Origin of the sequence: Mesorhizobium sp. C395A, assembly GCF_030323205.1 — a bacterium.
Classification (GTDB): domain Bacteria; phylum Pseudomonadota; class Alphaproteobacteria; order Rhizobiales; family Rhizobiaceae; genus Mesorhizobium.
Genome location: NZ_CP100473.1, coordinates 3,812,431 through 3,838,081 on the forward strand (window position 1 = coordinate 3,812,431; position 25,651 = coordinate 3,838,081).

Consider the following 25,651-nt stretch of genomic DNA (forward strand, 5'->3'; position numbering starts at 1 on the left):
CTGGCAGAAGGCGATCGAGGTACCGGTACCGCTTCTGTTGGTTATGCGTCATGGCGGCATGGCTCGGCATTTTTCATCTCAGGAGGGTTTCAAGGTGAACATTATCCATCGGTTCAGGCCGCTTGCCGCTGCATCGCTGCTGGGCATCGCGGCCGCTTTCCCCGCCGTCAACGCGCTCTATGCAGCCGACGACGCCGCCAGGCCGGAAGCGGCGGTCTCGCCGATGCAGCGCGTCGCCGAATCCCGGGACAAGGCCAAGGCCGAGAATCCCGACGGGGCCGACCGCGTCTATGGCGGCAAGGAAGCCGACAAAGGGGCCTATCCGTTCCAGGTGGCGCTGCTGACCAGCGCCCGGCTGGACCCCAGCCCGGCCTCGCAGCCGAACGCGCAATTCTGCGGCGGCAGCCTGATTGCTCCGCAATGGGTGCTGACGGCGGCGCACTGCCTCAACGACAAGGGCCGGCCGATTTCGCCCGACACGGTGACCGTGCTGACCGGCGCCACCGATCTTACCGAAGGCAAGCGCTACAAGGTGGTCGAGGTCATCGTCAACGAGGGCTACAGCGAACAGACGCTGGACAATGATCTCGGCCTGCTCCGGCTGGCGGAGCCCGCCGATGCGCCGGTCATCAAGATCACCAATGAGCCGACGCCAGACAGCGGCAAGACCACGGTCATCGGCTGGGGCAAGATGCAGGACGGCACCTTCCCGACCGCGCTGATGGTGGCCGATCTCGATCTCGAGCCGAGCGCTGCCTGCAACAGCGGCATCAAGTCGATCTATGCGCATGACCTGAAGGCGGCACTTGGCGATCTCTCGCATCGGATGCGTTATTCGGAAAAGGGCATCGATGCCGCCGCCAATGCGATCGCCGCCGATATGTCGGATCCGCTGACCAAGAACATGATCTGCGCCGGCACCGACAGCGGCGAACGCGACGCCTGCAACGGCGACAGCGGCGGTCCGCTGTTCATGACCGGCGCCAACGGTCCGGTCCAGGTCGGCGTCGTCTCCTGGGGCGAAGGTCCGTCCGACGGCACCGCCGCTTGCGGCCACAAGAATGCCTATGGCATCTACACGCGATTGGCCAACTATACGGGTTGGATCGAAGCCAAGATGAAGACCCCGGCTCCCGCAGCCGCGGCGGCGCCCAAGGCCGGTCTCGGCACGGCCAAGAAGCCCTGAACGGGCCCGAAGCTTGATAAACGCAAAACGGCGGGATCTTTCCCGCCGTTTTGATTCATGTCCGGTGCCGGCTGTTCCGCTTACTTCCGCGGCGGGCCTTTGCGCTCGGCCGACGCCGCCCACAGATTGATGTCGGACTCGCGTGCGTAAGTGTCGATTTCGGCGAGCTCGGCATCGCTGAACTCGAGCACCTTGAGCGCGCCGACGCAGTCCTCGACCTGTTCGGGCCGGCTGGCGCCGATCAGCGCCGAGGTGACCCGGCCCTTGCGCAGCACCCAGGCTAGCGCCATCTGCGCCAGCGTCTGGCCACGCTTGCCGGCGATCGCGTTCAGCGCCTGGATGTTAGCGATGGTCTTTTCGTTGATGAAGGCGGGCCGCAGCGACTTGCCTTGGCTGGCGCGGCTACCCTCGGGGATGCCGCCGAGATATTTGTCGGTCAGCATGCCTTGCGCCAGCGGCGAGAACACGATCGATCCGACACCGAGCCCTTCCAGCGTATCGAGCAGTCCGTCCTCTTCGACCCAGCGGTTGAGCATCGAATAGCTCGGCTGATGGATGATGCAGGGCGTACCGAGCTGCTTCAATATGTCGGCGGCCTCGCGCGTGCGCTGCGAATTGTAGGACGAGATGCCGGCATAGAGCGCCTTGCCGGAACGCACCGCATGGTCGAGAGCGCCCATCGTTTCCTCAAGCGGCGTATCCGGATCGAAGCGGTGCGAATAGAAGATGTCGACATAGTCGAGCCCCATCCGCTTCAGGCTCTGGTCGAGGCTCGCCAGCACATATTTGCGGCTGCCCCATTCGCCATAAGGCCCTGCCCACATCTCATAGCCCGCCTTGGTCGAGATGATCAGCTCGTCCCGATAGCCGGCGAAGTCGGTGCGCAATATCTCGCCGAAGGCGATCTCGGCCGAGCCGGGCGGCGGGCCGTAATTGTTGGCGAGATCGAAATGGGTGATGCCGAGATCGAAGGCCTTGCGCGCGATCGCCTGCTTGGTGTTGTGCGGCGTGTCGTTGCCGAAATTGTGCCACAGGCCGAGCGAGATCGCCGGCAGTTTCAGGCCGGATCGCCCACATCTGTTGTAGAGCATTTTCTCATAGCGGTGTTCAGCCGGCTGCCAGCGCATGGGTACAGATCCTGGATTGTATGGGTGTCGGCGCGAGCGCGCCGACACCCTTCTACCTCATTTCTGCTTCGCCAACAGTCCTTTTGCGTCCTTGACGCCGAGTGCAGCCGGCCGCTCGCAGCTGGTCTGCATGGCGACGAACTTGCCGGTCTCGCCCGACCGCAACAGGCCGGTCATGACATCGACGGCATGCAGCGCGAGCTCCATCGAGCAACGATGCGGCCGGCCCTCGGCGATCGCCAGCGCCATGTCGGCAAGGCCTGCGGTGCGGTAGTTGGCCATCATGCCCTGGCCGTGCATTTCGTTGGGCACGCCGAACGGATGCTGCCATTTCGGCAGTTTCTTCACCGGTTTTGCCGCCTTGGTTATGCGCACGTCGCCACCGAAGAAATTCGGATCCGGCACGAACACCGTGCCCGTCTCGCCATAGAGTTCCATCGGCGCGTGACCATGCGCCCAGACGTCCCAGCTGGTGTTGAGCGTGATCACGGCGCCGTTCTCGAACTCCAGCAGGCCGTGGATCGTCGTCGGCGTGTTCACCGGGATTTTTTCGCCCGCGCGCGGTTTCGACGAGATCGTGCGTTCCTTGGCAGGCGTCGTCGCGAAGGCCGCCACCTGCTTCACCGGCCCGATCAGCTGGATTAGGTTGGTGATGTAGTAGGGCCCGATGTCGAGCACCGGCCCGGCGCCCGGCTGGAAGAAGAAATCGGGATTGGGGTGCCAGTGCTCCATGCCGTGGCCCATCACATGACAGGTGCCGCTGGTGATCTTGCCGAGCGCGCCGGTGTCGATGAGGTTGCGCACCAGCTGGTGCGCGCCGCCGAGGAAAGTGTCCGGAGCCGAACCGATGCGCAGCCCTTTCTTCTCGGCCCGGCTCTTGAGGTCGAGGCCTTCCTTGACCGACAGCACGAACGGCTTTTCCGAATAGACGTGCTTGCCGGCATCGAGGATCTGCTTCGACACCCCGTAGTGCACCGCCGGGATGGTGAGGTTGACGACGATGTCGATCTCGTCATCCTTGAGCAGTTCTTCGACGGTCTCGGCGCGCAGCTTGAACTCCTTCGCCCGTGCCTTGGCCGCGTCCATGTTGATGTCGGCGCAGGCGCGCATCTCAATGCCGCGAAACAGCGGCGCCAGCGAGAAATACGCTTTCGAGATGTTGCCGCAGCCGATGACGCCGATACCCAGTTTCTTTGCCATGATGATTGTTCCTAGTAAGCCTTGACGGATGCGAGCGAGCGGCTGGCGAAGCGCTCGATATCGTTGGGGTTGTCCTGTTCCATGACGTAATATTTGGCCGCGCTCTTCGCCCGAAGTGTCTTGATCAGGCCGGCCCAGTCGATGGTGCCGTGGCCGACATCCGCCCAGCCGTCCTCGTCAAGGCCTTCGCCTGACTTGGCCATGTCCTTGACATGGACGGCGCTGATGCGCTTGCCGTGCTTTTCGATCCACGGCAGCGGATCAACGCCACCGCGGACTACCCAGGCGACGTCCATCTCCCAGCCGATGTCGGGCGCAGCCGACAGGATGTGATCCTGCGGCACCGAGCCGTCGGCGAGTGTCTTGAACTCGAAATCATGGTTGTGCCAGGCAAAGCCGTAGCCGGCTTTTTTTGCGGTCTCGCCGACCTTGGCCAGACGCTCGCCAAAGCCGCGCCAGCCGGCAGCGTCGGCCGGCCGCTGCTCGGCCAGCAGATAGGGACAGATGACGAGCGTGATGCCGAGTGCGTCGGCTGTTTTGCGTACCCCGTCGAAATCATTCTCCAGCGCATCGATCGAGAAATGTCCGGTCGGCATCGAAAGCCCGTTCTTGTCGAGTTCGGCGCGGAACGCCGTGGGGTCGTCATAGACGCCGCCGAAACCTTCGACTTCCTTGTAGCCGAGCTTGCCGAGCATTTTCAGGATGCCGTCCCACGGCTGGAAATTGCGGGCGCTGTAGAGTTGGAATGACCAGTTCATCGTCTCTGTCCGTTTCTTGGGTGGTTAAGGCTTGGGGATGTTTTCGGGGGATCGTTTCGGTCGTTCTTGGGAGGATGGTTTGCGGATGATTCTAGAGGGTCACAGGCGATTGCCGGTCGCAGCGTCGAACAGCGAGGCGCGCGCCGGATCGAAACCGAACTGGATCGGATCGCCGCTGCGCAGCGTCCGTTCCGCTTCGACGCGGAAGGAGAAGTTGCGGCCGGCAAGCTTGGTCCACACCAGCGTGTCGGAACCCATCGGCTCAACGATCTCGACCGAACCGCCGGCGGAAAACGGCATCGACTTTGCAGCGTCACCGAAAGCGATGTGTTCAGGCCGGATGCCCAGCACGCAAGCGCCGGCCGGGCGCTCCGTGCCGTCAAAGGTATAGCGGTCGAGCGGCACCGAAACACCGTCGGTCCTGAACGCCGGAGCAGCACCGGCTTCCAGCTCCCCTTCGAGGAAATTCATCGCCGGCGAGCCGAGGAAGCCCGCGACAAAACGGTTGACCGGCCGGTTGTAGATCGTCTGCGGCGCGTCGAGCTGCTGGATGACGCCGCCGCGCATGACCGCGATACGGTCGGCCAGCGTCATCGCCTCGATCTGGTCGTGGGTGACGTAGATCATGGTGTTCTGCAGCTTGCGATGCAGAAGCTTGATTTCGACGCGCAGTTCCGAGCGCAGCTTGGCGTCGAGATTGGATAGTGGCTCGTCGAACAGGAAGACATCGACGTCGCGCACCAGCGCCCGCCCGATCGCCACGCGCTGGCGTTGGCCGCCGGACAAGGCCGCGGGCTTGCGCTGCAAAAGCGGCTCGATCTGCAGGATCTCGGCGGCGCGTGCGATGCGCTTGGCGATCTCATCCCTGGGCACGCCGGCAACGCGCAGGCCGAACGACAGGTTCTTCTCCACCGTCATTTGCGGATAAAGCGCATAGGACTGGAACACCATGCCGATGCCGCGATCCTTGGGCTCCTCCCAGGTGACGTTCTTGCCCTTGATGAAGATGCGGCCTTCGGAAATATCGAGCAGCCCGGCGATGCAGTTGAGCAAGGTCGACTTGCCGCAGCCCGAGGGACCGAGCAGCACGATGAACTCGCCCTCTGCGACCTCGAGATTGAGGGTCTGCAGCACCGATACAGAGCCGAAATTTAGGGACAGGTCCTGGATCGAAACGCTGGTGCCGTTGGCTGCCGTCATCGCCATCACCCTTTCACCGCACCGGCGGCGATGCCGCGCACGAAAAGCTTGCCGGAAATGAAGTATACGATGAGTGGCACAAGGCCGGTCAGGATGGTGGCGGCCATGTTGACGTTGTACTCCTTCACGCCTTGCACCGAATTGACGATGTTGTTGAGCTGCACCGTCATCGGATAGGTGTCGGGGCGGGTGTAGACGACGCCGAACAGGAAGTCGTTCCAGATGCCGGTCACCTGCAGGATGATGGCGACGACGAAGATCGGCAGCGACATCGGCGCCATGATCCGCAGGAAGATGCCCCAGAAGCCGGCGCCGTCGACCCGTGCCGCCCTGAACAGCTCTTCCGGCATCGAGGCAAAATAGTTGCGGAACAAAAGCGTGAGGATCGGCATGCCGAATATGGAATGGACGATCACCAGGCCGCTGAGGCTGCCGTAGAGGCCGATCTCGCGCAGGATGATGACGATCGGATAGATCATCACCTGATAAGGGATGAAGGCGCCGACGATCAGGATGACGAAGAATGTGTCGGCGCCCTTGAAGCGCCAGTTGGCCAGCGCATAGCCGTTCACCGAGGCGATCGCGATCGACAGCAGCACTGACGGCACAGTGATGCGCACCGAATTCCAGAAGCCCCGCGAAAGCCCGTCGCAATTGAGGCCGGTGCAGGCCGTCGCCCACGCCTTCACCCACGGTTCGAACGTGATTTCGAGCGGCGGCGAGAAGATATTGCCCATCCGTATCTCGGGCATGCCCTTAAGCGAGGTGACCACCATCACGTAGAGCGGCAGCAGATAGTAGACCGCCACCACGATCAGCGTGCCATAGAGGAAGATATTGCGGCGCGAGAAGACATGCCGCGGCTTCGGCCCGCGCGGCCCGGAGGCTTCGCGCTCGGCGGCACCCGCGCTGGCGGGCAAAGGGACGGCCGGGTCAGCCACGCTTCCTGCCTCCAAATTCAAGGTAGGCCCACGGCACGACGACGATCACCACCGAGAGCAGCATCATGGTCGAGGCGGCAAAGCCCTGGCCAAGATTCTGTGCGAAGAACATGTAGTCATAGACATATTTGGCCGGCACTTCGGAGGCGATTCCGGGGCCGCCGCTGGTCTGGGCGACAACGAGGTCGTAGACCTTGACGATGCCCGACGCGATGATGACCAGCGTGGTGATGAAAACCGGCCGCATCATCGGGATGACGATGAACAGATAGGTCTTCCACATCGGGATCCCGTCTACCCGCGCTGCCTTCCAGATGTCCTCGTCGATGCCGCGCAGGCCGGCCAGCATCAGGCACATGATGAGCCCGGTGCCTTGCCACAGCGCCGCAATCGAAATGCCGTAGATGACGATGCTGGAATTGTAGAGCGGGTCGAAGTTGAAGCTCGTCCAGCCGAGGTCCCGCACCACATGCTGGATGCCGAAATCCGGATTGAGCAGCCACTGCCAGACCAGGCCGGTGACGATGAAGGAAAGCGCGAACGGATAGAGGAAGATGGTGCGGAACGTGTCCTCGAAACGGATCTTCTGGTCGAGAAGCGCTGCAAGCAGGAAGCCGATGACCAGTGAGAACACGAGCGAGATCGCGCCGTAGATCAAAAGGTTCTCGATCGAGATCAGCCAGCGCGGCGTCGCCCACAGCCGGTAATACTGGTCGAGCCCGGCGAAATTCAGCCGTGGCAGCAGCTTCGAATTGGTAAAGGAATAGAACACCGTCCAGACGGTGCCGCCGACGAAAACCACCGACGCGGTGAGGATCATCGGGATCGAGGCGACCTTCGCATTGATGTTGCGGAACAGCGGGTTGGGGCGTTCGCTCTTGCTCATCTCGTCAGCCGGCTGGGTAAGGGCGGTGCGATCCCGGCCCTGCTTTCGCAAGGCCGGGATCGAGGTGTATTGCCTCCAACGTCAGTCTGCCGAAGCGATGAGGTCGGCAAAGCGCTTCTGCGCGTCTTCGATGGTCAGGTCCGGCTTGGCGAAGAATTCGGCGAAGAGATCTTCCTTCTGCTTCTGGGTATCCTGCGAAAGCAGTTGGTCCGTCCACGGGATGACGGCGCCCTTGGCGAGGATCGCCAGACCCTTCTTCATGCAGTCGTTCGCCGCATTGAGATCGACGTCACCGCGCACCGGCAGCGAGCCCTTCTTGAGATTGAAGGCGACCTGAGTCTTAGGGTCGAGCAGCGTCTCTGCCAACACCTCCTGCGCCTTGGACTTGTCGGCATCCTTGAGCAGCGGGAAATAGAAGGCGTCGCCGCCGGTGGCGATCACTTCGTTCAGACCGAGGCCCGGCAGGCAGGCATAGTCCTTGCCGGCGACCTTGCCGGCAACCTGGAACTCGCCTTGCGCCCAGTCACCCATGATCTGGCCACCGGCCTTGCCGGTGATGACGAGATTGGTTGCCTGGTTCCAGTCCTGCACATTGGTGTTCTTCGCCATCTTGCGGGCATCGTCGGCGGCCTTGAAGACCTTGGCGATCTCGGGCCCGGCGGCGAACTTGGCATCCTTGTCCTTGTAGACCTTAAGGAACGCGTCGGTGCCGCCGACCGCCGCCAGCAGCACGTCGAAGGCGCCGGAAGATTGCCAGGCCTGTCCGCCGACAGCGAGCGGGATGATGCCCGCCTTTTCCAGGGCGGGCGCTGCCGCCACGAATTCATTCCAGTCCTTCGGCAGCGGCACGCCGGCCTTCTCGAAGGCTTCGTTCGACAGCCACAACCACTGCCAGGAGTGGATATTGACCGGCACGCAATAGATCTTGCCGTCGATGGTGCAGCTGTCGAGCAGGCTCTTCGGCCGCACGATTTCCGTCCACTTGCCCTTGGTGGCGACATCGGTGAGGTCGCGCATCAGGCCGGCCTGCACCAGTTCTTCGGCCTGCCGGCCGTGATTGAACTGGGTGGCGCCCATCGGATCGCCGCCGGTGATGCGGCTGATCATGATCGGCCGTGCCGTGCCGCCGGATCCGGCAATGGCGCCGTCGACCCAGTGATTGCCGGTCGCGTCAAAAGCCTTCGCGAATTCCGCAACCGCCGCCGCCTCGCCGCCCGACGTCCACCAATGGGTGACTTCCAGGTCGGTGGCGGCCGCCGGGCCGGCAAGCTGAAGCGCGGCCGTCGCGGCAAGGGCAGCGGTCAAAAGTCTATATCGCATTTCGGTTCCTCCCAGAATCTGAAACGTTACAGATTTTCGATACGGCAATTATGCGGAGCGTGCAACCCCTGAGATAAACGCGCTCGAATGTTTTTTCGAGGCGCGAACAAATTCGTTGCCTGCAAACCGGCAAACTCCGCGCAAAACCGGGTGCTGCGCTGCAAAATCATGCTGCAGCGCAAGAAAACCGTCTCGAACCTGATTCTCGCGCAACGTTTCTGGCCGCCAAACCCTGCCAAAACCATGGCTTGAGAGACCCACGCGCTGCGATGTTGGAAATCTGTAACGTTTCAGTATATTGAGGCCTGACGGCGAAGAACCGTGCCACATCGTCATCGAAGCGATTGTCGGCTGGTCCGGCGGCTGCTATGCGCCTGACGGGGCGGGACGAATGGACAGGGACCAGACGGAGAAGGACGACGAGGCGTCGGCGCATGAGCGGCCGACGCTGAAAACGCTTGCCTTCATGACCGGGCTCGGCGTCACCACCGTCTCGCGCGCGCTCAAGGATGCACCCGAGATCGGCGCCGAGACCAGGCGGCGGGTTCAACTCGTCGCCAGGCAGATCGGCTACCGGCCGAACCGCGCCGGCGTGCGCCTGCGGACTGGCAAGACCAATGTTATCAGCCTCGTGCTCAATACCGAGCGCGAGATCATGAGCTTTGTCTCGGACATCATCTACGGCGTCTCGGAGGTCATTGCCGACACACCCTATCACCTGATCGTCACGCCCTACTCGCGCTCGCAGGATCCGCTGGACCCGGTAAAGTATCTGGTCGAGTCCGGCTCGGCCGATGGCGTCATCATCTCACGCACGCAGCCCAACGATCCGCGCGCCCGCTACATGCTGGAGCGTGGCATACCCTTTGCCACGCATGGCCGCACCGATATGGGGCTTGTCCACCCCTATCACGACTTCGACAATTACGCCTTCGCCGCCGAAGCGGTACGCCATCTGGCCAGCGTCGGCCGGCGCCGGCTGGCGCTGGTAGCGCCGCCGGTCGGGCTCACCTATTACGACCACACGGTCAATGGCTTTGCCGACGCACTGAGCGAGGTCGACGCCAGCGAAGTGCCGTTCAACGTTGTTTCGATCGACCAGTCGATCGATCAGATCAGGACGCGGACCGCGCAGTTGATGCGCCGCGACGTCAGGCCGGACGGTTTCGTCAGCAGCGCCGCCGCAGCGACGCTGGCCATCGTCGCCGGCATCGAGGATGCCGGCCTGAAACTCGGCCGCGACGTCGATGTCGTGTCCAAGCAATCGTCGGAACTGCTGCATCTGTTCCGCCGGGAGTTGCTGATCGTCAACGAAGACTTCCGCCTCGCCGGCACCGAGCTTGCCCGCGCCGTGCTGGGCTGGATAGGCGGCGCGGCACCTGGCTCTTTGCAGACAGTGGTCAAGCCAGGCGACGTCGTCGCGTATCAGGGCTGACTGGCACGACCTGAGAGGTCCGCCTCACCTGACCCTATCCGGCCGCTCCACTTCCCCATGGCCCATGGAAAGCGCCCTGCTCGCCGATGCGCTCGAAGCCATGCGCGCCGAAGAAGTCGCGCTGCGCCTGGATCAGGTTCGAGGTGCCGCGGCCCTGGCGGTAGCTGTCGAAATAGGCAAGTGCCGACGCCAGTGCAGGCACCGGCGAGCCTGCTTCCGATGCCTTGGCAACGGTGCGCCTAAGCGACGGATGCGCCTCCTGCATCATGGTGGTGAAAGCCGGCGCCATCAAAAGGTTGGTGGACGCGCCGCCCGAGCCGAAGGCTTCCGCCATGGTGTCGAGCATCTGCGAGCGGATGATACAGCCGGCACGCCAGATCTTGGCGATGGTCGGCATCGGCAAGTTCCAGTTGAACTCCTTCGAGGCGGCGCTCATCACCGCGAAACCTTGTGCATAGGCGGCGATCTTGCCGGCGAGCAGCGCCAGCTCCAGGTCTTTCAGAAGTGCCGCCTTGTCGCCGGAGATCTTGGTGACGCCGATATTGCCATAGGCTTTTTCGGCCGCCTGCCGCTCATCCTTGATCGAGGACAGCACGCGGGCCGCCACCGCCGCCTCGATGGCCGTCGCTGGAATGCCGAGCTGCTGCGCCTCGATGACAGACCATTTGCCGGTGCCCTTCTGGCCGGCACGGTCGAGGATGATGTCGACCACCGGCTTGCCGGTCTTTGCATCGTCGGCGGCCAGCACCTTGGCGGTGATCTCGATCAGATACGAATCGAGCCGGCCCTTGTTCCAGTCCTCGAAGACCTTGCCGATCTCCTTCGGCCCCATGCCGAGACCGTCACGCAGGATGCCGTAGATCTCGGCGATCATCTGCATGTCGGCATATTCGATGCCGTTGTGGATGGTTTTCACGAAATGCCCGGCGCCGTCTGTGCCAAGCCAGGCAGCGCACGGTTCATCCTTGAACTTGGCCGAGATCGCGGTCAGCACGCGTTCGACGCGCTTCCAGGAGTCTTCGGTGCCGCCGACCATGATCGACGGTCCATGGCGCGCGCCTTCCTCGCCGCCGGATACGCCCATGCCGATGAAGGTGAGACCTGAGCCCGACAGTTCCGAAAAGCGCCGCATCGTATCGCGGAAATTGGCGTTGCCGGCATCGATGACGATATCGTTGTCAGACAACACGCCGCGCAGCGCTTCGATCTGTTCGTCGACCGGCTTGCCGGCCAGCACCATGATGATGACCGGGCGCGGCGGCTTGATCGCAGCTGCCAGTTCCTCCAGGCTGTAGCAGGGCACCACCATGTCCCTGAGCGAACCGGCGCCTTCGAGGAAGGCATCGGTGCGCGCCTTGGTGCGGTTGAAGACGGCGATGCGGTGCCCGTGCTCGGCAATGTTGAGCGCGAGGTTGGAGCCCATTGTGCCAAGGCCGATCAGGCCTATTTCGGCTTTTTCCATCGTTTCTTCCCTGCTTTCGGATTTTGTTGAGGCCGCGTTTTTCGGGATGCCCATTTTTCGGCGAGATGATTGACGGGCCTTTCGCGCCACGTCAACCGCCTCGCCGAATTGTGTTGCGTCTGCGTTGTGTCAGACCGAGTCAGGAAGGGTCAGTTGGTGACCAGGCGACGCCTTGCCGATCGAACATATGACGTTAGGTTGAACTTATGGCAGTCAGACGGATGGACAATGTCGGAATCGTCGTCGATGACCTCGACGAGACGATTGCCTTCTTTCGCGAGCTCGGCCTCGAACTGGAAGGGCGGGCGACGATCGAAGGCGAGTGGGCCGGACGTGTCACCGGGCTCGGCGATCAGCACGTCGAGATTGCCATGATGCGCACACCGGATGGCCATAGCCGGCTCGAGCTCTCCCGCTTCCTCACGCCGAAGGTCGTCGCCGATCACCGCAACGCCCCGGTCAATGCCCTGGGCTACCTGCGCGTCATGTTTACCGTGGACGACATCGACGACACGCTTGAAAGGCTCCGCAAGCGTGGCGCGCAGCTGGCCGGTGAAGTCGTCCGTTACCAGGACGTGTATCGGCTCTGCTACATCCGCGGGCCGGAAGGGCATCTCATCGGGTTAGCCCAGGAACTCGGCTGAGCGCCCTTCGCAGGCGGGCTGAATATCACTCGGCGCGGATATCGATCGGCGCTTCGATCTTTACCACTTCGAAATCCGAAACCAGAATATCGAGCCGCGCCGTCCAGCGGCCTGGAATCGGAATGACGAGATTATCGACGCGCCAGGTGCCGTCGCCTGGCTTGGTCGCCGGACGCTTGATCGGCTCGATCCCCGAATCGGGCTTGGACAGCACCAGCGTCACTTCCTTGGCGTCGAGCGGGCCGAAATCGCCATCCATGATGACGATGGAGGCGGTGACCTCCCCGGTATGGCCGGGCGTGATGTCGATGTCGGCCATCGCCTTCATAGTGTGGATATGGGTCGACGTCGGTTGTGCCGCGGCGATTGCCAGGGCCCGTGGCGGCGGCGTGAAGCGCCAGCCGGCGGCAACGCCGAAGATCAGGAGCACGATCAGCATTTCGACTGAGATCGAGCGGCTAAGCCGTCGCCGCACTTCCGTCGCTCCGGCCTCGGCCAAGGCGGTGAGCCGCCATCGATTGACCGCCGCCAGCGTGAACAGAAACACCAGCAGCGCCAGCTTGATCAGCAGCAGCCGGCCATAGGCGGTGTTGACCAGTGCCGCCGGTGTCTGCACCTGGATGATGGCGAGCACCACACCGGCGGCGGCAAGCACTACCACCACGGGCATGATCGCGCGCGAAAACCGCCGCAGGAACGCCCCGGCTTCCACCGATTGGCTGCTCAACGCCAGGCCCAGCGGCAGCAATGCTCCAGCCCAGAAAGCGATGCCGGCGCCATGCAGGAACACCATAGGCCGCGTCAGCCATTGCGGTTCGGCTGCACTGGCATGGCCGCTGGCGGCAAGGGCTGCACCCACACCGGCCAGCCCGGCGAGCGCCAACGGCCTGGCGCCAGCACGCGATCCGACCAACGACAGCAGGCCAAGCCCGAGCGCCGCCAGCGAAATCAGCACCGTCCAGCCGAAGCTGGTGCCAAGCGCCGTCCGCCAGACCACCGGTTGCGCCAGCCGGGCGAGTGGCGCGCCCAGCGCGTCCAGCCCCTGGAACCCGAGCGACAGGGGTGCTGCGACCAGCCCGCACAGGATGGCGGCAATGACGAAGCGCTGGCCTGAGCGCTGGCCTTGCGCCAGCCATGTCAGCGCGAAGGCGCCGCCAATGCCGAGGAAAAGCCCGATGTAGAGAAGAACCTTGCCGGTCCAGATCGCTGACCGCAAATCTATATCGACAGCTTCCCCCACCGCCGGCGCCGCACTTGGCGCGCCAACGGAAAACAGCACCGAGCCGCCGACCGGATGGCCATCGGCGGAAATCACCCGCCAGCTCAAGACATGGGTGCCCGGCCCGAGCTTTTGTGGATTGTCGATCTCAACCGTTTGGTCGCTCAACCGAAACGAGGTCAAAGCGACAGGCGTACCGTCGGGCCGCACCAAGGTCAGCACCAGCGGCGACACAGGCTCGCTGAAGGTCAGCGAAAATTGCGTCGGCGCTCGCTCCATAACCGCGCCGTCGGCAGGCTCGGCCTTGATCAGCGCCGCATGGGCAAAGGCCTGGTTTGGCGTGGCAAGGACGGCAAGCAGCAGGATCGCGGCCAGCAGGCCGAAGCACCTGCCGGCTGTCCGTTCTATCCGCTGAAAACAGGCCACGTTCATGCCATCCACCAAAACAGTGGCGCGCCGCTTCGAAGCAGCGCGCCGCCAATGCATCATTTCTTCGGCAGCAGGTTGAGGCCGGGCGCCGGATCTTCCAGCGCATCCTCATCCTGACCAGCCGCCGGAATCTCTATCCAACGCGTGGTGGCGCCATCGCATTCCTGCACCACCGGAAAATAGAGTTTTTGCCCGGCCGGCAGATCGGCGGCCAACGTGCCGCGGAAGACGAACTCGTCATAAAATTCATCCGGCAGGCTGCCGCCGCTCCAGTCGACTTCCTTGACGCCCGAGGTCACCGCCTCGCCATAGAGCTGGTAGGATTTCTCGTACTTGCCTTTCTTGACCTGCAGCGTCCAGCCGGGCTTGGGCATCGGCTTCACCCCGATCACCCCTTCCGGGATCTGCACGCGCACGGCAATCGTCGCCTTGCCTTCGCAGCCATGCGGCACGCGCAGCACGGCCTTGTAGGTCGAACCGACCGCAACCTCCTGTGTTTCGAGCGTGATATGGGCGAAGGCGGCACTTGTCCCCAGGACGAGGAATGCAGCGGCCGGCAAATGATGCTTGTTCATGATGGGTCCCTCTCGAAAAAATTGATTGGCAATAATTGGTCAGTCGTTGTCTTCCAGGGGTGGCGCGCTGCCTATGGCTTGCACGGCAAACTCGACGGTCACGGTTCCGGCCCTCTCGAAAGTCAGCGTAGCGGCAAACATCTGGCCTTCTTTAGGGGGCTGCTTCAGATCCATGAACATCACGTGATAGGCGCCGGGACCCAGCGTGACCTTGCCGCCCGCCGGGATATCCAGGCCACCACTGACCGGGCGCATGGTCATGACGCCATCCTTCACCCCCATTTCATGCAGTTCGGCCTTGCCTGAAATGTCGGAGGAAATCGATAGCAGCCGGTCTGGCGCGCTGCCCTTGTTGACGATGGTGAAATAGCCGCCGGCAACCTTGGCGCCGGCCGGCGTGGCGCGCGACCAGGGATGCTCGATCTCGATGTCACCGGCCTTGAATTCATGCGCAAGGACGGAATGGGAGCCGACGAACAACAGTGCAAAGGCGAACAGGGCGCTGCCGAGACGCTGCTCGATAGTGCTGAATAAACGGGTGCTGCGGTGCAACGCGCCGGCACGAAGAAAACGGAACATGGGTAGGCTCCATGAATATAAGGTCGCGCCGTTGTTAGGCTGCGAACGTGTTTATCATTGGATGATTATCGCCCGCGCGGGTTACGCCAAGCGAGCGGCGGTTTTCAGCCCGCAAGCGGCGGCGCGCGCGGATTGGCCGGAGAGCGCTCGCGCGTGACGTCGGGATACCTGACTGCCGGCGGGGCAAAAGCGACTGTTTCCAAGGACTGGCTGACCGGCGCCAGGCCGACGCCTGCCGGCGGCGCATAGGCGACGGAGGCCATGCTGCAGCCGAGCATGCAGCACGCCGGCATATGCTGCTGGTGCGGATCGCCGCCGGGAAGCTTGACCGCTCCCTCATGGCTGCAGATGACATTGCCGAAAGCGTCGAGTCGCGAGGCATCCGGCGCAATGCCGAAGGCAAACACGCCGAGCGTCGACTGGAGCAGCAGCACACAGGTCGCGACAAACGCGGCCGTCATGCTCAATCTCTTACGCCGGAAGTCCAAAGACCTGCCTCTTCACGCAGCAACGCGTGGATATCTAGCACGCGGCATGTCGGCGGAAAATCGCCAAATCATCGCTGCGGCAACGCGGCGCGTTCGATCCATGTCGCACAAAAGTGCGCAGCGGTTTGGGATAACGGCATGAGGCAGAGATCTTGTGCGCATAAGGTCCCTTCGGACGTCGCGCTCAGGAAGCCGGGCGGCCGCCGATTTCCGGAATCGACGTCAACAGCGTGTGGCGTGCCGACTTCAGATGCTTGCGGCAGGCGGCGTCGACCTTGCCGAGATCGCGCGATTTCAGCGCCGCGATGTAGGCGAGATGCTCGCTCACCGCGACTTCGTTGCGCTCGCGCTCTTGCGCCTTGTTCCACTGGTAGTGGTAGTGAAAGATCATGGCGATGACGTCGTAGAAATCGACGATGAAGCGGTTGTGCGACGCCCGGTGGATCAGCCGGTGGAAGCGCTCGTCTAGCTCAGAGAATTCGTGGAAGCGGATGGCGATTTCGCTGGCCAGAAGCCGGTGCTCGTCTTCCAGCCGGTCGAGATCCGCCCAGACCGGACTATCCCCAGGCAAGGCGGCAAAGGCCGCCGCCGAGCGTATCTCGAACATCTCGCGGATTTCAGTGAGTTCGAGCGCGAAGGCTCGCGTAAATCCTTTCAGCACCCAGTGGCTGTTGCGCCGCTTCTCGATCAGGCCGAAGCGGGAGAAGCGGATGAGGAACTCTCGCACGCTGGTGGTGCCGACGCCGATCTCGCGCGCCAGTTCGAGCTCGTTGATCTGCATGCCGGCCTCTGCACCGCCGGCCAGCAACCTGCGCATAAACGACCGCTCGATGATCTGGGCCAGTGTGTCTGTCTCCTCCTCGGGGAAGAAATCATCCTGCTTCGGCGTCCTGAGCACTGTCTTGCTGCGTTTGTTCCACGCGATCAGCCCGGTCTCTTCCATGCGCGCCAGAATGGTGCGCACGGTGGTACGGCTGACGCCAAGCAAAGTGCCCAGCTCCGGCTCCGACGGCAGGCTCTGCGTCTCATCGAGCAGCCGCAGACCCCTGTTGTAAGCGTCCTTGTAGACGTTGTTGCTCTTCGACATCCCTGCCCCGTTGCGCGCCGGCGCTTGCTGTGGCTGGCTTGAAGCGCGATATCACATATGTCCTGGCGCTGACCCGGCAAAGCAAAACGCTCTGCGTGTCAGACGCCGCTCCCCACAAGCCAAGCGTCCATCGGACGCATGGTCTCCTCCTGAAAAAACAATTGACGCACAAATGTTTTTTCACGATAAAAGACATTATATGTAAACAGACGCGTGTCAATCCGCGCATCCCCAGGAACAGACCCAGGAAACTGCCCGTGAACGCCTCGAACAGCATTCTTCTGTCCCCCGCCGACAATGTCGCGGTCGCCAATGGCCGCATCGAGATCGGCACCCCTCTGCCCGGCGGCGCCGTCGCCACGGCCTTGATCGAGCCCGGCCACAAGGTGGCGATCAAGCCTATCGCCGCCGGCGAGGCGGTGGTCAAGTATGCCCAGGCCATCGGCCGCGCCACCCAGGACATCGCGCCCGGCGACCACGTCCATTCGCACAATCTGGTCTTCGAGTCCGGCCGTCTGCCGGTCGTGCCGCCGAGCGAAGCGGAGCATGCCACCGAAGCTGACCGCGCCCGGACATTCATGGGCTATCGTCGCGCCGATGGCCGCGCCGGCACGCGCAACTTCATCGGCATCATCGCCAGCGTCAATTGCTCGGCCACCGTCTGCCACGCCATTGCCGACGAGGCCAACCGCGTGCTGTTGCCGAAATGTCCGGGGATCGACGGCTTCGTCCCGATCGTCCATGGCCAGGGCTGCGGCATGAGCGGCACCGGCGACGGCATGATGGTGCTACACCGCACGCTCGCCGGTTATACCCGCCATCCGAATTTCGGCGGCGCGTTGATGGTCGGCCTCGGCTGCGAGGTCAACCAGCTCACCCTTTACGGCCAGAAGGGTGCGGCGGCGGGAAAACGCCATTTCAACATCCAGGACGCCGGCGGTTCGCGCAAATCGGTCGCAAAGGCGATGGGCGTGCTCGCCGAAATCGCCGAGGAAGTCGGCCAGTATCAGCGCGAGCCGATCCCGGTCTCGGAGATCGTCGTCGGCCTGCAATGCGGCGGTTCCGACGGCATGTCGGGCATCACCGCCAATCCCGCGCTGGGAGCGGCGGTCGACATCCTGGCCGGCGTCGGCGGCATCGGCATCCTGTCGGAGACGACGGAGATCTATGGCGCCGAACATCTGCTCGCCTATCGCGCGGCAACGCCGGAGATCGCCAAGAAGCTCGACGGTTTCGTCAAATGGTGGGAGGACCATGTCGCCAAGCACGGCGCCTCGATCGACAACAACCCCTCGCCCGGCAACAAGCGCGGTGGCCTGACCACCATCCTGGAAAAGTCGCTGGGCGCCGTGGCCAAAGGCGGCCAGACTCCGCTCAACGGCGTCTTCGGTTATGCCGAAAAGGTCACCGGCAGTGGCCTGGTGTTCATGGACACGCCCGGTTACGACCCGGTCTCGGCGACCGGTCAGGTGGCGGGCGGCGCCAACATCATCGTCTTCACCACCGGCCGCGGCTCCTGCTTCGGCTGCCGGCCCACGCCGTCGATCAAGGTCGCCACCAACTCGACCATGTACCACCAGATGGAAGAGGACATGGACGTCAATTGCGGCGTCATCGCTTCGGGTGAGAAGACCATCGCCGGCATGGGCCGGGAACTCTTCGAACTCATCGTCGAGACGGCATCGGGCCGCAAGACCAAGAGCGAGGCGTTCGGCTACGGCGACAACGAGTTCGTGCCGTGGCACCTCGGCGCGACGCTCTAACCACCGACGAAAAAAGCGGGCTGCAAAGACGGCTCACAAGGGGAGGCTGTGGATGGACAAACGCCGCATCGGCACGACTGCGCTCGAGGTCACTGAGATAAGCTTCGGCGGGGCGGCGATCGGCGGGCTCTACCGGGCCTGTCCGCGCGAAGCGGCGATGGAGACGCTGCAGACAGCCTGGGATGCCGGCCTGCGCTATTTCGACACCGCGCCCTTCTATGGCTTCGGCCTGTCGGAGCGGCGGACCGGCGACTTCCTGCGCTACAAGCCGCGGGATTCCTATGTGCTGTCGACCAAGGTCGGCCGCCTGTTCCGCCCGGTGCCGGAAGACCAGGTTCCCGATCATTCCTATGTCGACCCGCTGCCTTTCGCGCTCGACTACGACTACTCCTATGACGGCATCATGCGCTCGGTCGAGTTCTCCTATGCGCGGCTCGGGCTGAACCGGATAGACATCCTGTTTGTGCACGACATCGGCACCTACACACATGGCGTCGAGAAGACGAAGCTGCACTTTCGCCAGCTGATGGACGGCGGCTTGAAGGCGCTGGACGAGCTTAAAACGTCGGGTGTAATTTCCGCCTATGGGCTCGGCGTCAACGAGGTGCAGATCTGCCTCGACGTGCTGCGCGAAGCACCGCTCGACTGCATCCTGCTGGCCAGCCGCTATTCGCTGCTCGACCGCTCGGCTGAAGCCGAGTTGCTGCCGCTGTGTCGTGAGCGACAGACTTCGCTGATCATCGGCGGCGTCTTCAACTCGGGCATCCTGGCGACCGGACCGGTGCACAGTGCGCATTTCGACTATCTGCCGGCGACGCAGGACATACTCGAGCGTGTCGGCGCGATGGAGAAAATCGCTGATGAGGGCGGATATCCGCTGGCGGCGGCTGCATTGCAGTTTCCGCTTCAGGAGCCTGTCGTGGCCAGCGTGCTGACCGGAACGGCCAAGCCCGCCAACCTGACGCGCAACCTCGACCTGTTCGACGTCCAGGTGCCGCAAGCGGAATTCGCCCGCTACGCACCCTACACCATCGTGCAGGAGCTCGGCTGACGAAACGCCACGTTCACGCGGCTCTCAAGAAAGAATGAATATTCCATATTGACTAGACAGTGGAATTAATATTCCATAACGATCAAGGAGGCCCGGGAGCGTCTGGGCGTGGCACTGAGGATCGGCAGGAAGGTTTCCCCGCCAAGCCATGCGCAGGCCGATATGAAACACCGCTTGCGTCGGCCGGACCGATGCACTATCAAAAAGCGGCAACTGTTTTTTATTGATAAAGTTCTGTTGGGCCGCGCCTATCCAAATGGAGCTTCCGTAACCTTCACCGGGCGATCTAGGGAGGATTCCTAATGAAATTCGTGACCAGCATTCTCAACCGCCGCTCACTGATGGCACTAGCTGCCGCCTCGATGCTTGCCGGCACGCTGCACACGGCGCCGGCTTCGGCGGCGGACGTGACCATTCCGATCATCGTCAAGGACACCACGTCCTTCTACTGGCAGATCGTCCTGGCCGGCGCCCGCAAGGCCGGCAAGGATCTCGGCGTCAACGTACCCGAACTCGGCGCCCAGGCTGAAACCGACGTCAACGGCCAGGTCTCGATCCTCGAGAATGCCGTCGCCGGCAACCCGGCCGCGATCGTCATCGCGCCGACCGAATTCAAGGCGCTCGGCAAGCCGATCGATGAAGCGGCCAGCAAGGTCAAGGTCATCGGCATCGACTCCGGCGCCGACTCCAAGGCGTTCACCTCGTTCCTGACCACCGACAATGTGCAGGGCGGACGCGTCGCCGCTGACGGTCTTGCAGCAGCCATCGGCGAAGCCAATGGCGGCAAGATCGAGGGCGACGTCGCCCTGATCACCAACGCGCCGGGCGCCGGTTCGCTGGAGCAGCGCAAGCAGGGCTTCACCGAGCAGCTGGCCGCGAAATATCCGGGGCTGAAGCTCGTCGCCGACAAATATGCCGACGGCCAGGCAACGACCGGTCTCAACATCGCCACCGACCTGATCACCGCCAACCCGAACCTCAAGGGCATCTTCGCGTCCAACCTGATCATGGCGCAGGGCGTCGGTCAGGCAGTCGCCGAGAACAACCTTGGCGGCAAGCTGGCGCTGGTCGGCTTCGACAGCGATGAGAAGCTGATCAAGTTCCTCAATGACGGCGTCATTTCCGCGCTCGTCGTCCAGGATCCGTACCGGATGGGCTATGACGGCATCAAGACCGCGCTCGCCGCCTCGAAGGGCGAGAAGGTCGAGGCCAATGTCGACACCGGCGCCAACCTGGTGACCAAGGCAAACATGAAAGACCCCAAGATCGACGCCCTGCTCAACCCGAAGCTCTGAGCCCGTCAGGCAAAAATCGTTTCCGGGGCCTCGCGCCCCGGAAACATTCGATACCGGCTTGAATATCCACCGGCTTGAATTACCTCGGCGATGTGGCTGACTGCATCGCGACGTGCCAACCGTAAGGCCAACCTGGGAGGATTGTCATGACGCCCACGGCGCAGGAACTGCACCCGGCCCCAACGCTAGCGCCCGGCAGGACGATCCTCGAACTGCACGGGCTGGAAAAGCGCTATCCCGGCACGCATGCGCTGAAGCCCGTTCACCTTGCCTTCAAGGCAGGTGAGATCCACGCCATCGTCGGCGAGAACGGCGCCGGCAAATCCACCCTGATCAAGCTTCTGACCGGCGTCATGCCGCGCACCTCCGGCGATGTCATCTGGGAGGGCAAACCGGCAGCGCTGGCAACCCCGCACGAGGCGATGGCGCTGGGCATCAACGCCGTGCATCAGGAGGTCGTGCTCTGTCGCCATCTCACCGTCGCCGCCAACATGTTCCTCGGCGAGGAGAATTCGCGCTTCGGCATCCTGCAGCAGCGCGCCATGGTCAAGGAAGCGCAGAAGATCATCGACGGTCTCGGCTTCGACCTGCCGGCGCATGTCATGCTGGGTGACCTCACCATCGGCCAGCAGCAGCTGATCGCCGCCGCCCGCGCCACCGTGCGCGGCACCAAATTCCTCATCTTCGACGAGCCGACCGCCTATCTCACCCGCAAGGAAGCCGACCAGCTGTTCACGCTGATCCGCAGGCTCAAGGGCGAAGGCGTCACCATCATCTACATCAGCCATCGCATGGAAGAGGTGTTCGAGCTCGCCGATCGCGTCTCGGTGCTGCGCGACGGCACGCTGGTCGGCACCCGCAACATTGCCGAGACCAATGACGCCGAGCTGGTCAAGATGATGATCAACCGCTCGATCGAGCAAGTCTACCACAAGGAGCATTTCACCCCCGGTGCCGTGATCGCCGAAACCAGAAACCTGTCGGGCAAGGGCTTCGAAGACGTCTCGATGTCGGTGCGCGCCGGCGAGATCGTCGGGCTCTATGGCCTGATCGGCGCCGGGCGGAGCGAGTTCGTCACCACGCTCTATGGCCGCCACAAGAAGTCGGCCGGACAGGTCCTTTGGCAAGGCAAGCCGGTCCACATCAATTCCGAGCACGACGCGATCAAGCTCGGCATGGCGCTGGCGCCGGAAAGCCGCCGCGACCAGGGTCTGTGCCTGAACCTGCCGGTCGGCCTCAACCTCAACCTGCCGATCTACAAGCGCATCTCCAGCAACATGCTGATCTCCGGTGCGAAGGAAAAGGCCGAGGCCGATCGCCAGATCGCCGGCCTCCGCATTAAGACGCCGACGCGCGGCGCACTGGCCTCCAGCCTGTCCGGCGGCAACCAGCAGAAGATCGTCATCGGCAAATGGCTGGCGCACGGCGCTAAGCTGTTCATCTTCGACGAGCCTACGGTCGGCGTCGATGTCGGCACCAAGGCCGAGATCTACCGCCTGTTCGGGGAACTGTTGTCCAAGGGCGCCGGCATCATCCTGATCTCGTCCTATCTGCCCGAGGTTTACGAGCTCGCCGATACGCTGCACGTGTTCCGGCGCGGCAAACTGGTCGCCAGCCATGGCTTTCGCGCCGCTAGCCACGAAGACGTGCTGACGCAGGCGATCGGCTGACAAAACAAGAAACGGGAGGAACCATGAGCATCGAAACCGTCGCGATCGAAAAACCGAAACGGAACTACAACGTCCTGTTCGGGCTGACGCTTCTGGCGTTGCTGGTTCTGCTCTGGATCGTGCTGTCGGTGGCGACGCCGAGCTTCGCCTCCTCCAACAACATCGCCAATCTTTTGCGGCAGGGCTCGATGATCGCCATTATGGCGGTCGGCCAGACCTTCGTCATCATCACCGGCGGCATCGACCTCTCGGTCGGCGCCGTGGTCGGCTTCGCCACCGTCATTGTCGCCATGATGATCAATGCCGGCTTCCCGATCTGGGTCGCCATTCTGGTGACGCTGCTGGTCGGCGTTGCCATCGGCCTGTTCCATGGCTTCGGCATCGTCAAGATGGGCCTGCCGCCCTTCATCATCACGCTGGCGACGCTGACCTCGTTGCGCGGCATCGGCCTGTTGATGACCAACGGCAACTCGATCAACATCAACAGCGACATCTTCACCGCGTTCTCGCGCAGTTCCTTTGTCGGCATCCCCAATCTGTTCTGGATGGTGATCCTGGTCGGCATCCCGGCCTACATCTTCCTGCACCACAGCCGCTGGGGCCGCTATCTCTTCTCCGTGGGATCCAATGCCGAGGCCTCGCGCCTCTCGGGCGTCAATGTCCAGCGCACCATCTACATGGCCTACACGCTGTCGGGCCTGTGCGCGGCCTTCGTCGGCGTGCTGCTGGCGGCGCGCATCGGCATCGGCAATCCGACCCAAGCGGAAGGTTGGGAGTTGCAGGCGATCGCCTCGTCGGTGATCGGCGGCACTTCGCTGTTCGGCGCCGTCGGCTCGGTGCATGGCCCGCTGCTCGGCGCCTTCATCCTGGCCACCATCAACAACGGCGCCAATCTGCTCAACGTCAACTCGTTCTGGCAGCGCATCATCACCGGCGCGTTGATCATCATCATCGTCTATTTCGACGGCCTGCGCCGTCGCGGCAAGTAATCCTCCCTGACCTTCGGTGTCGGTCCGCTCAACAACGGACCGGCGCCTTTTTGAACACTGGAATTGCCGAATGAAAGCTGTTGTCTGCCGCTCGCCCGGCGAGCTTGTCCTGGAAGACCGGCCGGCGCCAGGAGCGCCGCCTGCCGGCTGGGCGCTGGTTGCCGTCAGCCATGTCGGCATCTGCGGCACCGACTACCACATCTTCGAAGGCAAGCACCCGTTCCTTGCCTATCCCCGCATCATGGGCCATGAAGTGTCGGGCACCGTCGTCGAGACCGGCGAAGATGTCGACCTTGCCGTGGGCGAGCCCGTCATCATCAATCCCTATCTCGCTTGCGGAAAATGCATCGCCTGCCGGAACGGCAAGCCGAATTGCTGCGTCAGGATCGAAGTGCTTGGCGTGCATCGCGACGGCGCCATGGCCGAGCAGATCCTGGTGCCGGCGCAGAATCTTTATCCGGCAAACGGCTTGTCGCTGGCCGACGCGGCGGCGGTGGAATTCCTCGCCATCGGCGCGCATGCCGTGCGGCGTGCCCGCGCCGAACCAGGCGCCCGCACGCTGGTCATCGGCGCCGGGCCGATCGGCCTTGGCGCAGCGCTGTTTGCGCGCATCGCCGGGCTCGATGTCAGCCTGCTCGACATGAGCACGGAGCGGCTGGATTTTGCAAAAGGCGAACTCGGCTTCGCCACGCTCGACGGTTCACAAAAAGCGGCAGCCGAACTGGTGCGCGAGGCAACCGGCGGCGAAGGGTTCGACGTCGTCTTCGACGCCACCGGCAACACCGCCTCGGTGCAGTCGGCCTTCGCCCATGTCGCGCATGGTGGCACGCTCGTGCTGGTCAGCGTCGTCAAGGACGACATCGTCTTTTCCGATCCGGAATTCCACAAGCGCGAAATGACATTGATCGGCAGCCGCAACGCGCTGAGAGTCGATTTCGACCACGTCGCTGCCTCGATCCGCAACGGCGCCGTGCCTCTGGCAAAACTCGTCACCCACCGCACCACGCTGGCCGGCACGCCGGATGATCTCGCCCGCTGGGCGCATGAGAAATCGGGGTTGATCAAGGCTGTGATCGAGGTGGGGTAAGACATCCGAAAAATTTGGTGGAGCGATAAGTGCCGAGTTAAGGCAGATCGCATACCTCGGCGATTTGCGAAAAGGCCCGTCGCTTCCTCATCCACGGGCGGAGCAAGGAGCGAAGCGACGCGGCGCAGACCCGAGGATTCATTCGGTGACGTCTGCGCTAGAATCCAGCGGTGCAAAAGAGGCGTCCATTCGCATCTCCTACCTGCACCGCTGCGGCGCGCGACAGTCGCGGCATGGGTCCTCGGGTCTGCGCCGCGTCCGCTGCGCTCCCGCTCCGCCCGTGGATGAGGAAGTGAGCGGCTAAGCCGCCCGCTTCCACCCATCCCTGATATGCCTGTATCCCTCGCGATAAACTGCCTCCGGCGTCTCGGAAAAATCCCGCCACACCTTGGTCGCCGCCGCCAGATCCTTCAGCGATCTGCCAAACGCCTCGATCGTCAGCCAGTCGTCATAGCCGCTCTTGCGGATGGCCGCGAAAGTCTCTTTCCACGGAATGTTCCCGCGCCCCGGCACGCCGCGATCGTTCTCCGAAATGTGGATGTGCACGACATTCCGCCGGTGCTTCATGTAGGCGCCGATCGGGTCGGCTTCCTCGATATTGGCGTGGAAGGTGTCGTACATCGCCTTGATGTGCGGCCGGTCGATGGCGTCGACGTGCTCGGACAGATCGGCCATCGTGTTCAGCAGATAGCACTCGAAACGGTTGAGCGCCTCCAACCCGATGGTAACGTTCCGCTTGCCGGCATGATCGCCAATGGCGCGCTGCGAGGCGATCGAGCGCTTCTTCTCGGCAGCGGTCGGCCCGCTGCCGGAGAAGGCGCCGAGCGTCGAATGCAGCGGCCCGCTCAGCGTACTCGCGCCGAGCGCCTGGGCGCAATCGATCGCCCATTTCATGTAGCCGATGCCGGCCTTGCGGGTCGCGGCATCCGGCGAAATCAGATTCATCGCCGGGTCGCCCATCGCCGTAACAGCCGTGCGCTCCAACCCGATGCGGTCGAGCAAATCGCCAAGCTTCTTGTAGTCCTCTGGCGTGCCTGAGAAGATCGGTATCTCGACGCCGTCGAAGCCGGTCGCCTTGATGTCGCGCAGCAACGGCTCGTGTTTCTTAGACACGGAAGTCGTCCACAAAAACATGCACATGCCGATTTTCATCGACAGCCCCTCCCCATTTGACGGCGCGCGCTGGTTTCTTTCGCACCTCGCACCATGCCCCCTCATTCGGCCGCTTCGCGGCCACCTTCTCCCCGAAGAGAGAAGAGA

General features: G+C 63.1%; 24 protein-coding genes. 10 read left to right on the forward strand and 14 right to left on the reverse strand.

Annotation, left to right across the window (positions count from 1 at the left end; all coding sequences use genetic code 11):
* Positions 1-94: 94 nt before the first annotated feature.
* Positions 95-1,186, forward strand: coding sequence for a S1 family serine peptidase (locus tag NLY37_RS18645; protein WP_023713445.1), 1,092 nt, complete (start codon positions 95-97; stop codon positions 1,184-1,186).
* A gap of 80 nt (positions 1,187-1,266) precedes the next feature.
* Here NLY37_RS18645 and mgrA read toward each other — a convergent pair whose 3' ends face one another.
* The 7 genes from mgrA to NLY37_RS18680 form a co-directional block, all read right to left on the reverse strand.
* Entirely contained in the window at positions 1,267-2,313 is a 1,047-nt protein-coding gene (gene mgrA, locus NLY37_RS18650; RefSeq protein ID WP_023669798.1) for an L-glyceraldehyde 3-phosphate reductase, read from the reverse strand.
* 57 nt (positions 2,314-2,370) lie between these two features.
* Complete coding sequence (locus NLY37_RS18655) at positions 2,371-3,513, reverse strand: Gfo/Idh/MocA family protein (RefSeq protein ID WP_023669799.1); 1,143 nt, start codon at positions 3,511-3,513, stop codon at positions 2,371-2,373.
* Positions 3,514-3,524: 11 nt separating this feature from the next.
* Positions 3,525-4,271, reverse strand: coding sequence for a sugar phosphate isomerase/epimerase family protein (locus NLY37_RS18660; RefSeq protein ID WP_023669800.1), 747 nt, complete (start codon positions 4,269-4,271; stop codon positions 3,525-3,527).
* A 99-nt stretch (positions 4,272-4,370) separates the two neighbouring features.
* Positions 4,371-5,471: an ABC transporter ATP-binding protein gene (locus tag NLY37_RS18665; protein WP_023686606.1), complete on the reverse strand. Its 1,101-nt coding sequence runs from the start codon at positions 5,469-5,471 to the stop codon at positions 4,371-4,373.
* A gap of 5 nt (positions 5,472-5,476) precedes the next feature.
* Positions 5,477-6,412: a carbohydrate ABC transporter permease gene (locus tag NLY37_RS18670; RefSeq protein ID WP_023669802.1), complete on the reverse strand. Its 936-nt coding sequence runs from the start codon at positions 6,410-6,412 to the stop codon at positions 5,477-5,479.
* Positions 6,405-7,298 carry a carbohydrate ABC transporter permease gene (locus tag NLY37_RS18675; RefSeq protein ID WP_023683029.1) on the reverse strand — a complete coding sequence of 298 codons (894 nt, stop codon included), beginning with the start codon at positions 7,296-7,298 and terminating at the stop codon, positions 6,405-6,407. Before NLY37_RS18675 ends, NLY37_RS18670 begins: the two co-directional genes overlap by 8 nt.
* An 81-nt stretch (positions 7,299-7,379) precedes the next feature.
* Positions 7,380-8,618: an ABC transporter substrate-binding protein gene (locus tag NLY37_RS18680; RefSeq protein ID WP_023683028.1), complete on the reverse strand. Its 1,239-nt coding sequence runs from the start codon at positions 8,616-8,618 to the stop codon at positions 7,380-7,382.
* An 87-nt stretch (positions 8,619-8,705) separates the two neighbouring features.
* Here NLY37_RS18680 and NLY37_RS18685 point away from each other — a divergent pair, with 87 nt between their 5' ends.
* Together NLY37_RS18685 and NLY37_RS18690 are read left to right on the forward strand one after the other, a co-directional pair.
* On the forward strand, positions 8,706-8,870 hold the full coding sequence (locus NLY37_RS18685; RefSeq protein ID WP_023740814.1) for a hypothetical protein: 165 nt from the start codon (positions 8,706-8,708) through the stop codon (positions 8,868-8,870).
* A 139-nt stretch (positions 8,871-9,009) separates the two neighbouring features.
* Entirely contained in the window at positions 9,010-10,053 is a 1,044-nt protein-coding gene (locus NLY37_RS18690; RefSeq protein WP_023740813.1) for a LacI family transcriptional regulator, read from the forward strand.
* A gap of 34 nt (positions 10,054-10,087) precedes the next feature.
* Here NLY37_RS18690 and gnd read toward each other — a convergent pair whose 3' ends face one another.
* Positions 10,088-11,515 (reverse strand): NADP-dependent phosphogluconate dehydrogenase, encoded by a 1,428-nt coding sequence (gene gnd, locus NLY37_RS18695; protein ID WP_023714135.1) that lies wholly within the window; start codon positions 11,513-11,515, stop codon positions 10,088-10,090.
* 206 nt (positions 11,516-11,721) lie between these two features.
* On the opposite strand from gnd, the gene NLY37_RS18700 reads away from it, so the two are divergent.
* Complete coding sequence (locus NLY37_RS18700) at positions 11,722-12,159, forward strand: VOC family protein (protein ID WP_023740812.1); 438 nt, start codon at positions 11,722-11,724, stop codon at positions 12,157-12,159.
* Between the two features lie 25 nt (positions 12,160-12,184).
* On the opposite strand, the gene NLY37_RS18705 is transcribed toward NLY37_RS18700, so the two are convergent.
* The 5 genes from NLY37_RS18705 to NLY37_RS18725 form a co-directional block, all read right to left on the reverse strand.
* Positions 12,185-13,810, reverse strand: a complete 1,626-nt coding sequence (locus NLY37_RS18705) for a copper resistance CopC/CopD family protein (protein ID WP_023740811.1) — start codon at positions 13,808-13,810, stop codon at positions 12,185-12,187.
* Positions 13,811-13,863: 53 nt separating this feature from the next.
* A complete protein-coding gene (locus NLY37_RS18710; RefSeq protein WP_023700138.1) occupies positions 13,864-14,382 on the reverse strand; it encodes a YcnI family copper-binding membrane protein in 519 nt (172 codons plus the stop codon).
* A gap of 39 nt (positions 14,383-14,421) precedes the next feature.
* Positions 14,422-14,961, reverse strand: coding sequence for a copper chaperone PCu(A)C (locus tag NLY37_RS18715; RefSeq protein ID WP_023704234.1), 540 nt, complete (start codon positions 14,959-14,961; stop codon positions 14,422-14,424).
* A 104-nt stretch (positions 14,962-15,065) separates the two neighbouring features.
* On the reverse strand, positions 15,066-15,422 hold the full coding sequence (locus NLY37_RS18720) for a DUF2946 family protein (RefSeq protein ID WP_023740810.1): 357 nt from the start codon (positions 15,420-15,422) through the stop codon (positions 15,066-15,068).
* A gap of 211 nt (positions 15,423-15,633) precedes the next feature.
* Entirely contained in the window at positions 15,634-16,536 is a 903-nt protein-coding gene (locus NLY37_RS18725) for a GntR family transcriptional regulator (RefSeq protein ID WP_023740809.1), read from the reverse strand.
* A 257-nt stretch (positions 16,537-16,793) separates the two neighbouring features.
* On the opposite strand from NLY37_RS18725, the gene NLY37_RS18730 reads away from it, so the two are divergent.
* From NLY37_RS18730 to NLY37_RS18755, 6 genes are all read left to right on the forward strand, one after another.
* Positions 16,794-18,299 (forward strand): UxaA family hydrolase, encoded by a 1,506-nt coding sequence (locus NLY37_RS18730; RefSeq protein ID WP_023740808.1) that lies wholly within the window; start codon positions 16,794-16,796, stop codon positions 18,297-18,299.
* A 52-nt stretch (positions 18,300-18,351) separates the two neighbouring features.
* A complete protein-coding gene (locus NLY37_RS18735) occupies positions 18,352-19,350 on the forward strand; it encodes an aldo/keto reductase (protein ID WP_023740807.1) in 999 nt (332 codons plus the stop codon).
* 302 nt (positions 19,351-19,652) lie between these two features.
* Positions 19,653-20,645 (forward strand): ABC transporter substrate-binding protein, encoded by a 993-nt coding sequence (locus tag NLY37_RS18740; protein WP_023669816.1) that lies wholly within the window; start codon positions 19,653-19,655, stop codon positions 20,643-20,645.
* A 146-nt stretch (positions 20,646-20,791) separates the two neighbouring features.
* Complete coding sequence (locus tag NLY37_RS18745; protein ID WP_031242713.1) at positions 20,792-22,315, forward strand: sugar ABC transporter ATP-binding protein; 1,524 nt, start codon at positions 20,792-20,794, stop codon at positions 22,313-22,315.
* Between the two features lie 23 nt (positions 22,316-22,338).
* Entirely contained in the window at positions 22,339-23,304 is a 966-nt protein-coding gene (locus NLY37_RS18750; RefSeq protein ID WP_023740805.1) for an ABC transporter permease, read from the forward strand.
* Positions 23,305-23,374: 70 nt separating this feature from the next.
* Positions 23,375-24,391, forward strand: a complete 1,017-nt coding sequence (locus tag NLY37_RS18755) for a zinc-binding alcohol dehydrogenase family protein (RefSeq protein ID WP_023704240.1) — start codon at positions 23,375-23,377, stop codon at positions 24,389-24,391.
* Positions 24,392-24,691: 300 nt separating this feature from the next.
* Here NLY37_RS18755 and NLY37_RS18760 read toward each other — a convergent pair whose 3' ends face one another.
* A complete protein-coding gene (locus NLY37_RS18760; RefSeq protein ID WP_023692014.1) occupies positions 24,692-25,543 on the reverse strand; it encodes a sugar phosphate isomerase/epimerase family protein in 852 nt (283 codons plus the stop codon).
* Positions 25,544-25,651 lie beyond the last annotated feature (108 nt).

Coding starts and splice junctions, on each gene's coding strand:
- NLY37_RS18665 (WP_023686606.1), bottom strand. CDS start 5,471: ATGACGGCAGCCAACGGCACCAGCGTTTCGATCCAGGACCTGTCCCTA.
- NLY37_RS18720 (WP_023740810.1), bottom strand. CDS start 15,422: ATGACGGCCGCGTTTGTCGCGACCTGTGTGCTGCTGCTCCAGTCGACG.
- NLY37_RS18760 (WP_023692014.1), bottom strand. CDS start 25,543: ATGAAAATCGGCATGTGCATGTTTTTGTGGACGACTTCCGTGTCTAAG.
- NLY37_RS18690 (WP_023740813.1), top strand. CDS start 9,010: ATGGACAGGGACCAGACGGAGAAGGACGACGAGGCGTCGGCGCATGAG.
- NLY37_RS18655 (WP_023669799.1), bottom strand. CDS start 3,513: ATGGCAAAGAAACTGGGTATCGGCGTCATCGGCTGCGGCAACATCTCG.
- NLY37_RS18680 (WP_023683028.1), bottom strand. CDS start 8,618: ATGCGATATAGACTTTTGACCGCTGCCCTTGCCGCGACGGCCGCGCTT.
- NLY37_RS18705 (WP_023740811.1), bottom strand. CDS start 13,810: ATGAACGTGGCCTGTTTTCAGCGGATAGAACGGACAGCCGGCAGGTGC.
- mgrA (WP_023669798.1), bottom strand. CDS start 2,313: ATGCGCTGGCAGCCGGCTGAACACCGCTATGAGAAAATGCTCTACAAC.
- NLY37_RS18700 (WP_023740812.1), top strand. CDS start 11,722: ATGGCAGTCAGACGGATGGACAATGTCGGAATCGTCGTCGATGACCTC.
- NLY37_RS18735 (WP_023740807.1), top strand. CDS start 18,352: ATGGACAAACGCCGCATCGGCACGACTGCGCTCGAGGTCACTGAGATA.
- NLY37_RS18725 (WP_023740809.1), bottom strand. CDS start 16,536: ATGTCGAAGAGCAACAACGTCTACAAGGACGCTTACAACAGGGGTCTG.
- NLY37_RS18710 (WP_023700138.1), bottom strand. CDS start 14,382: ATGAACAAGCATCATTTGCCGGCCGCTGCATTCCTCGTCCTGGGGACA.
- NLY37_RS18675 (WP_023683029.1), bottom strand. CDS start 7,298: ATGAGCAAGAGCGAACGCCCCAACCCGCTGTTCCGCAACATCAATGCG.
- NLY37_RS18750 (WP_023740805.1), top strand. CDS start 22,339: ATGAGCATCGAAACCGTCGCGATCGAAAAACCGAAACGGAACTACAAC.
- NLY37_RS18755 (WP_023704240.1), top strand. CDS start 23,375: ATGAAAGCTGTTGTCTGCCGCTCGCCCGGCGAGCTTGTCCTGGAAGAC.
- NLY37_RS18745 (WP_031242713.1), top strand. CDS start 20,792: ATGACGCCCACGGCGCAGGAACTGCACCCGGCCCCAACGCTAGCGCCC.
- NLY37_RS18660 (WP_023669800.1), bottom strand. CDS start 4,271: ATGAACTGGTCATTCCAACTCTACAGCGCCCGCAATTTCCAGCCGTGG.
- gnd (WP_023714135.1), bottom strand. CDS start 11,515: ATGGAAAAAGCCGAAATAGGCCTGATCGGCCTTGGCACAATGGGCTCC.
- NLY37_RS18715 (WP_023704234.1), bottom strand. CDS start 14,961: ATGTTCCGTTTTCTTCGTGCCGGCGCGTTGCACCGCAGCACCCGTTTA.
- NLY37_RS18685 (WP_023740814.1), top strand. CDS start 8,706: ATGTTTTTTCGAGGCGCGAACAAATTCGTTGCCTGCAAACCGGCAAAC.
- NLY37_RS18740 (WP_023669816.1), top strand. CDS start 19,653: ATGAAATTCGTGACCAGCATTCTCAACCGCCGCTCACTGATGGCACTA.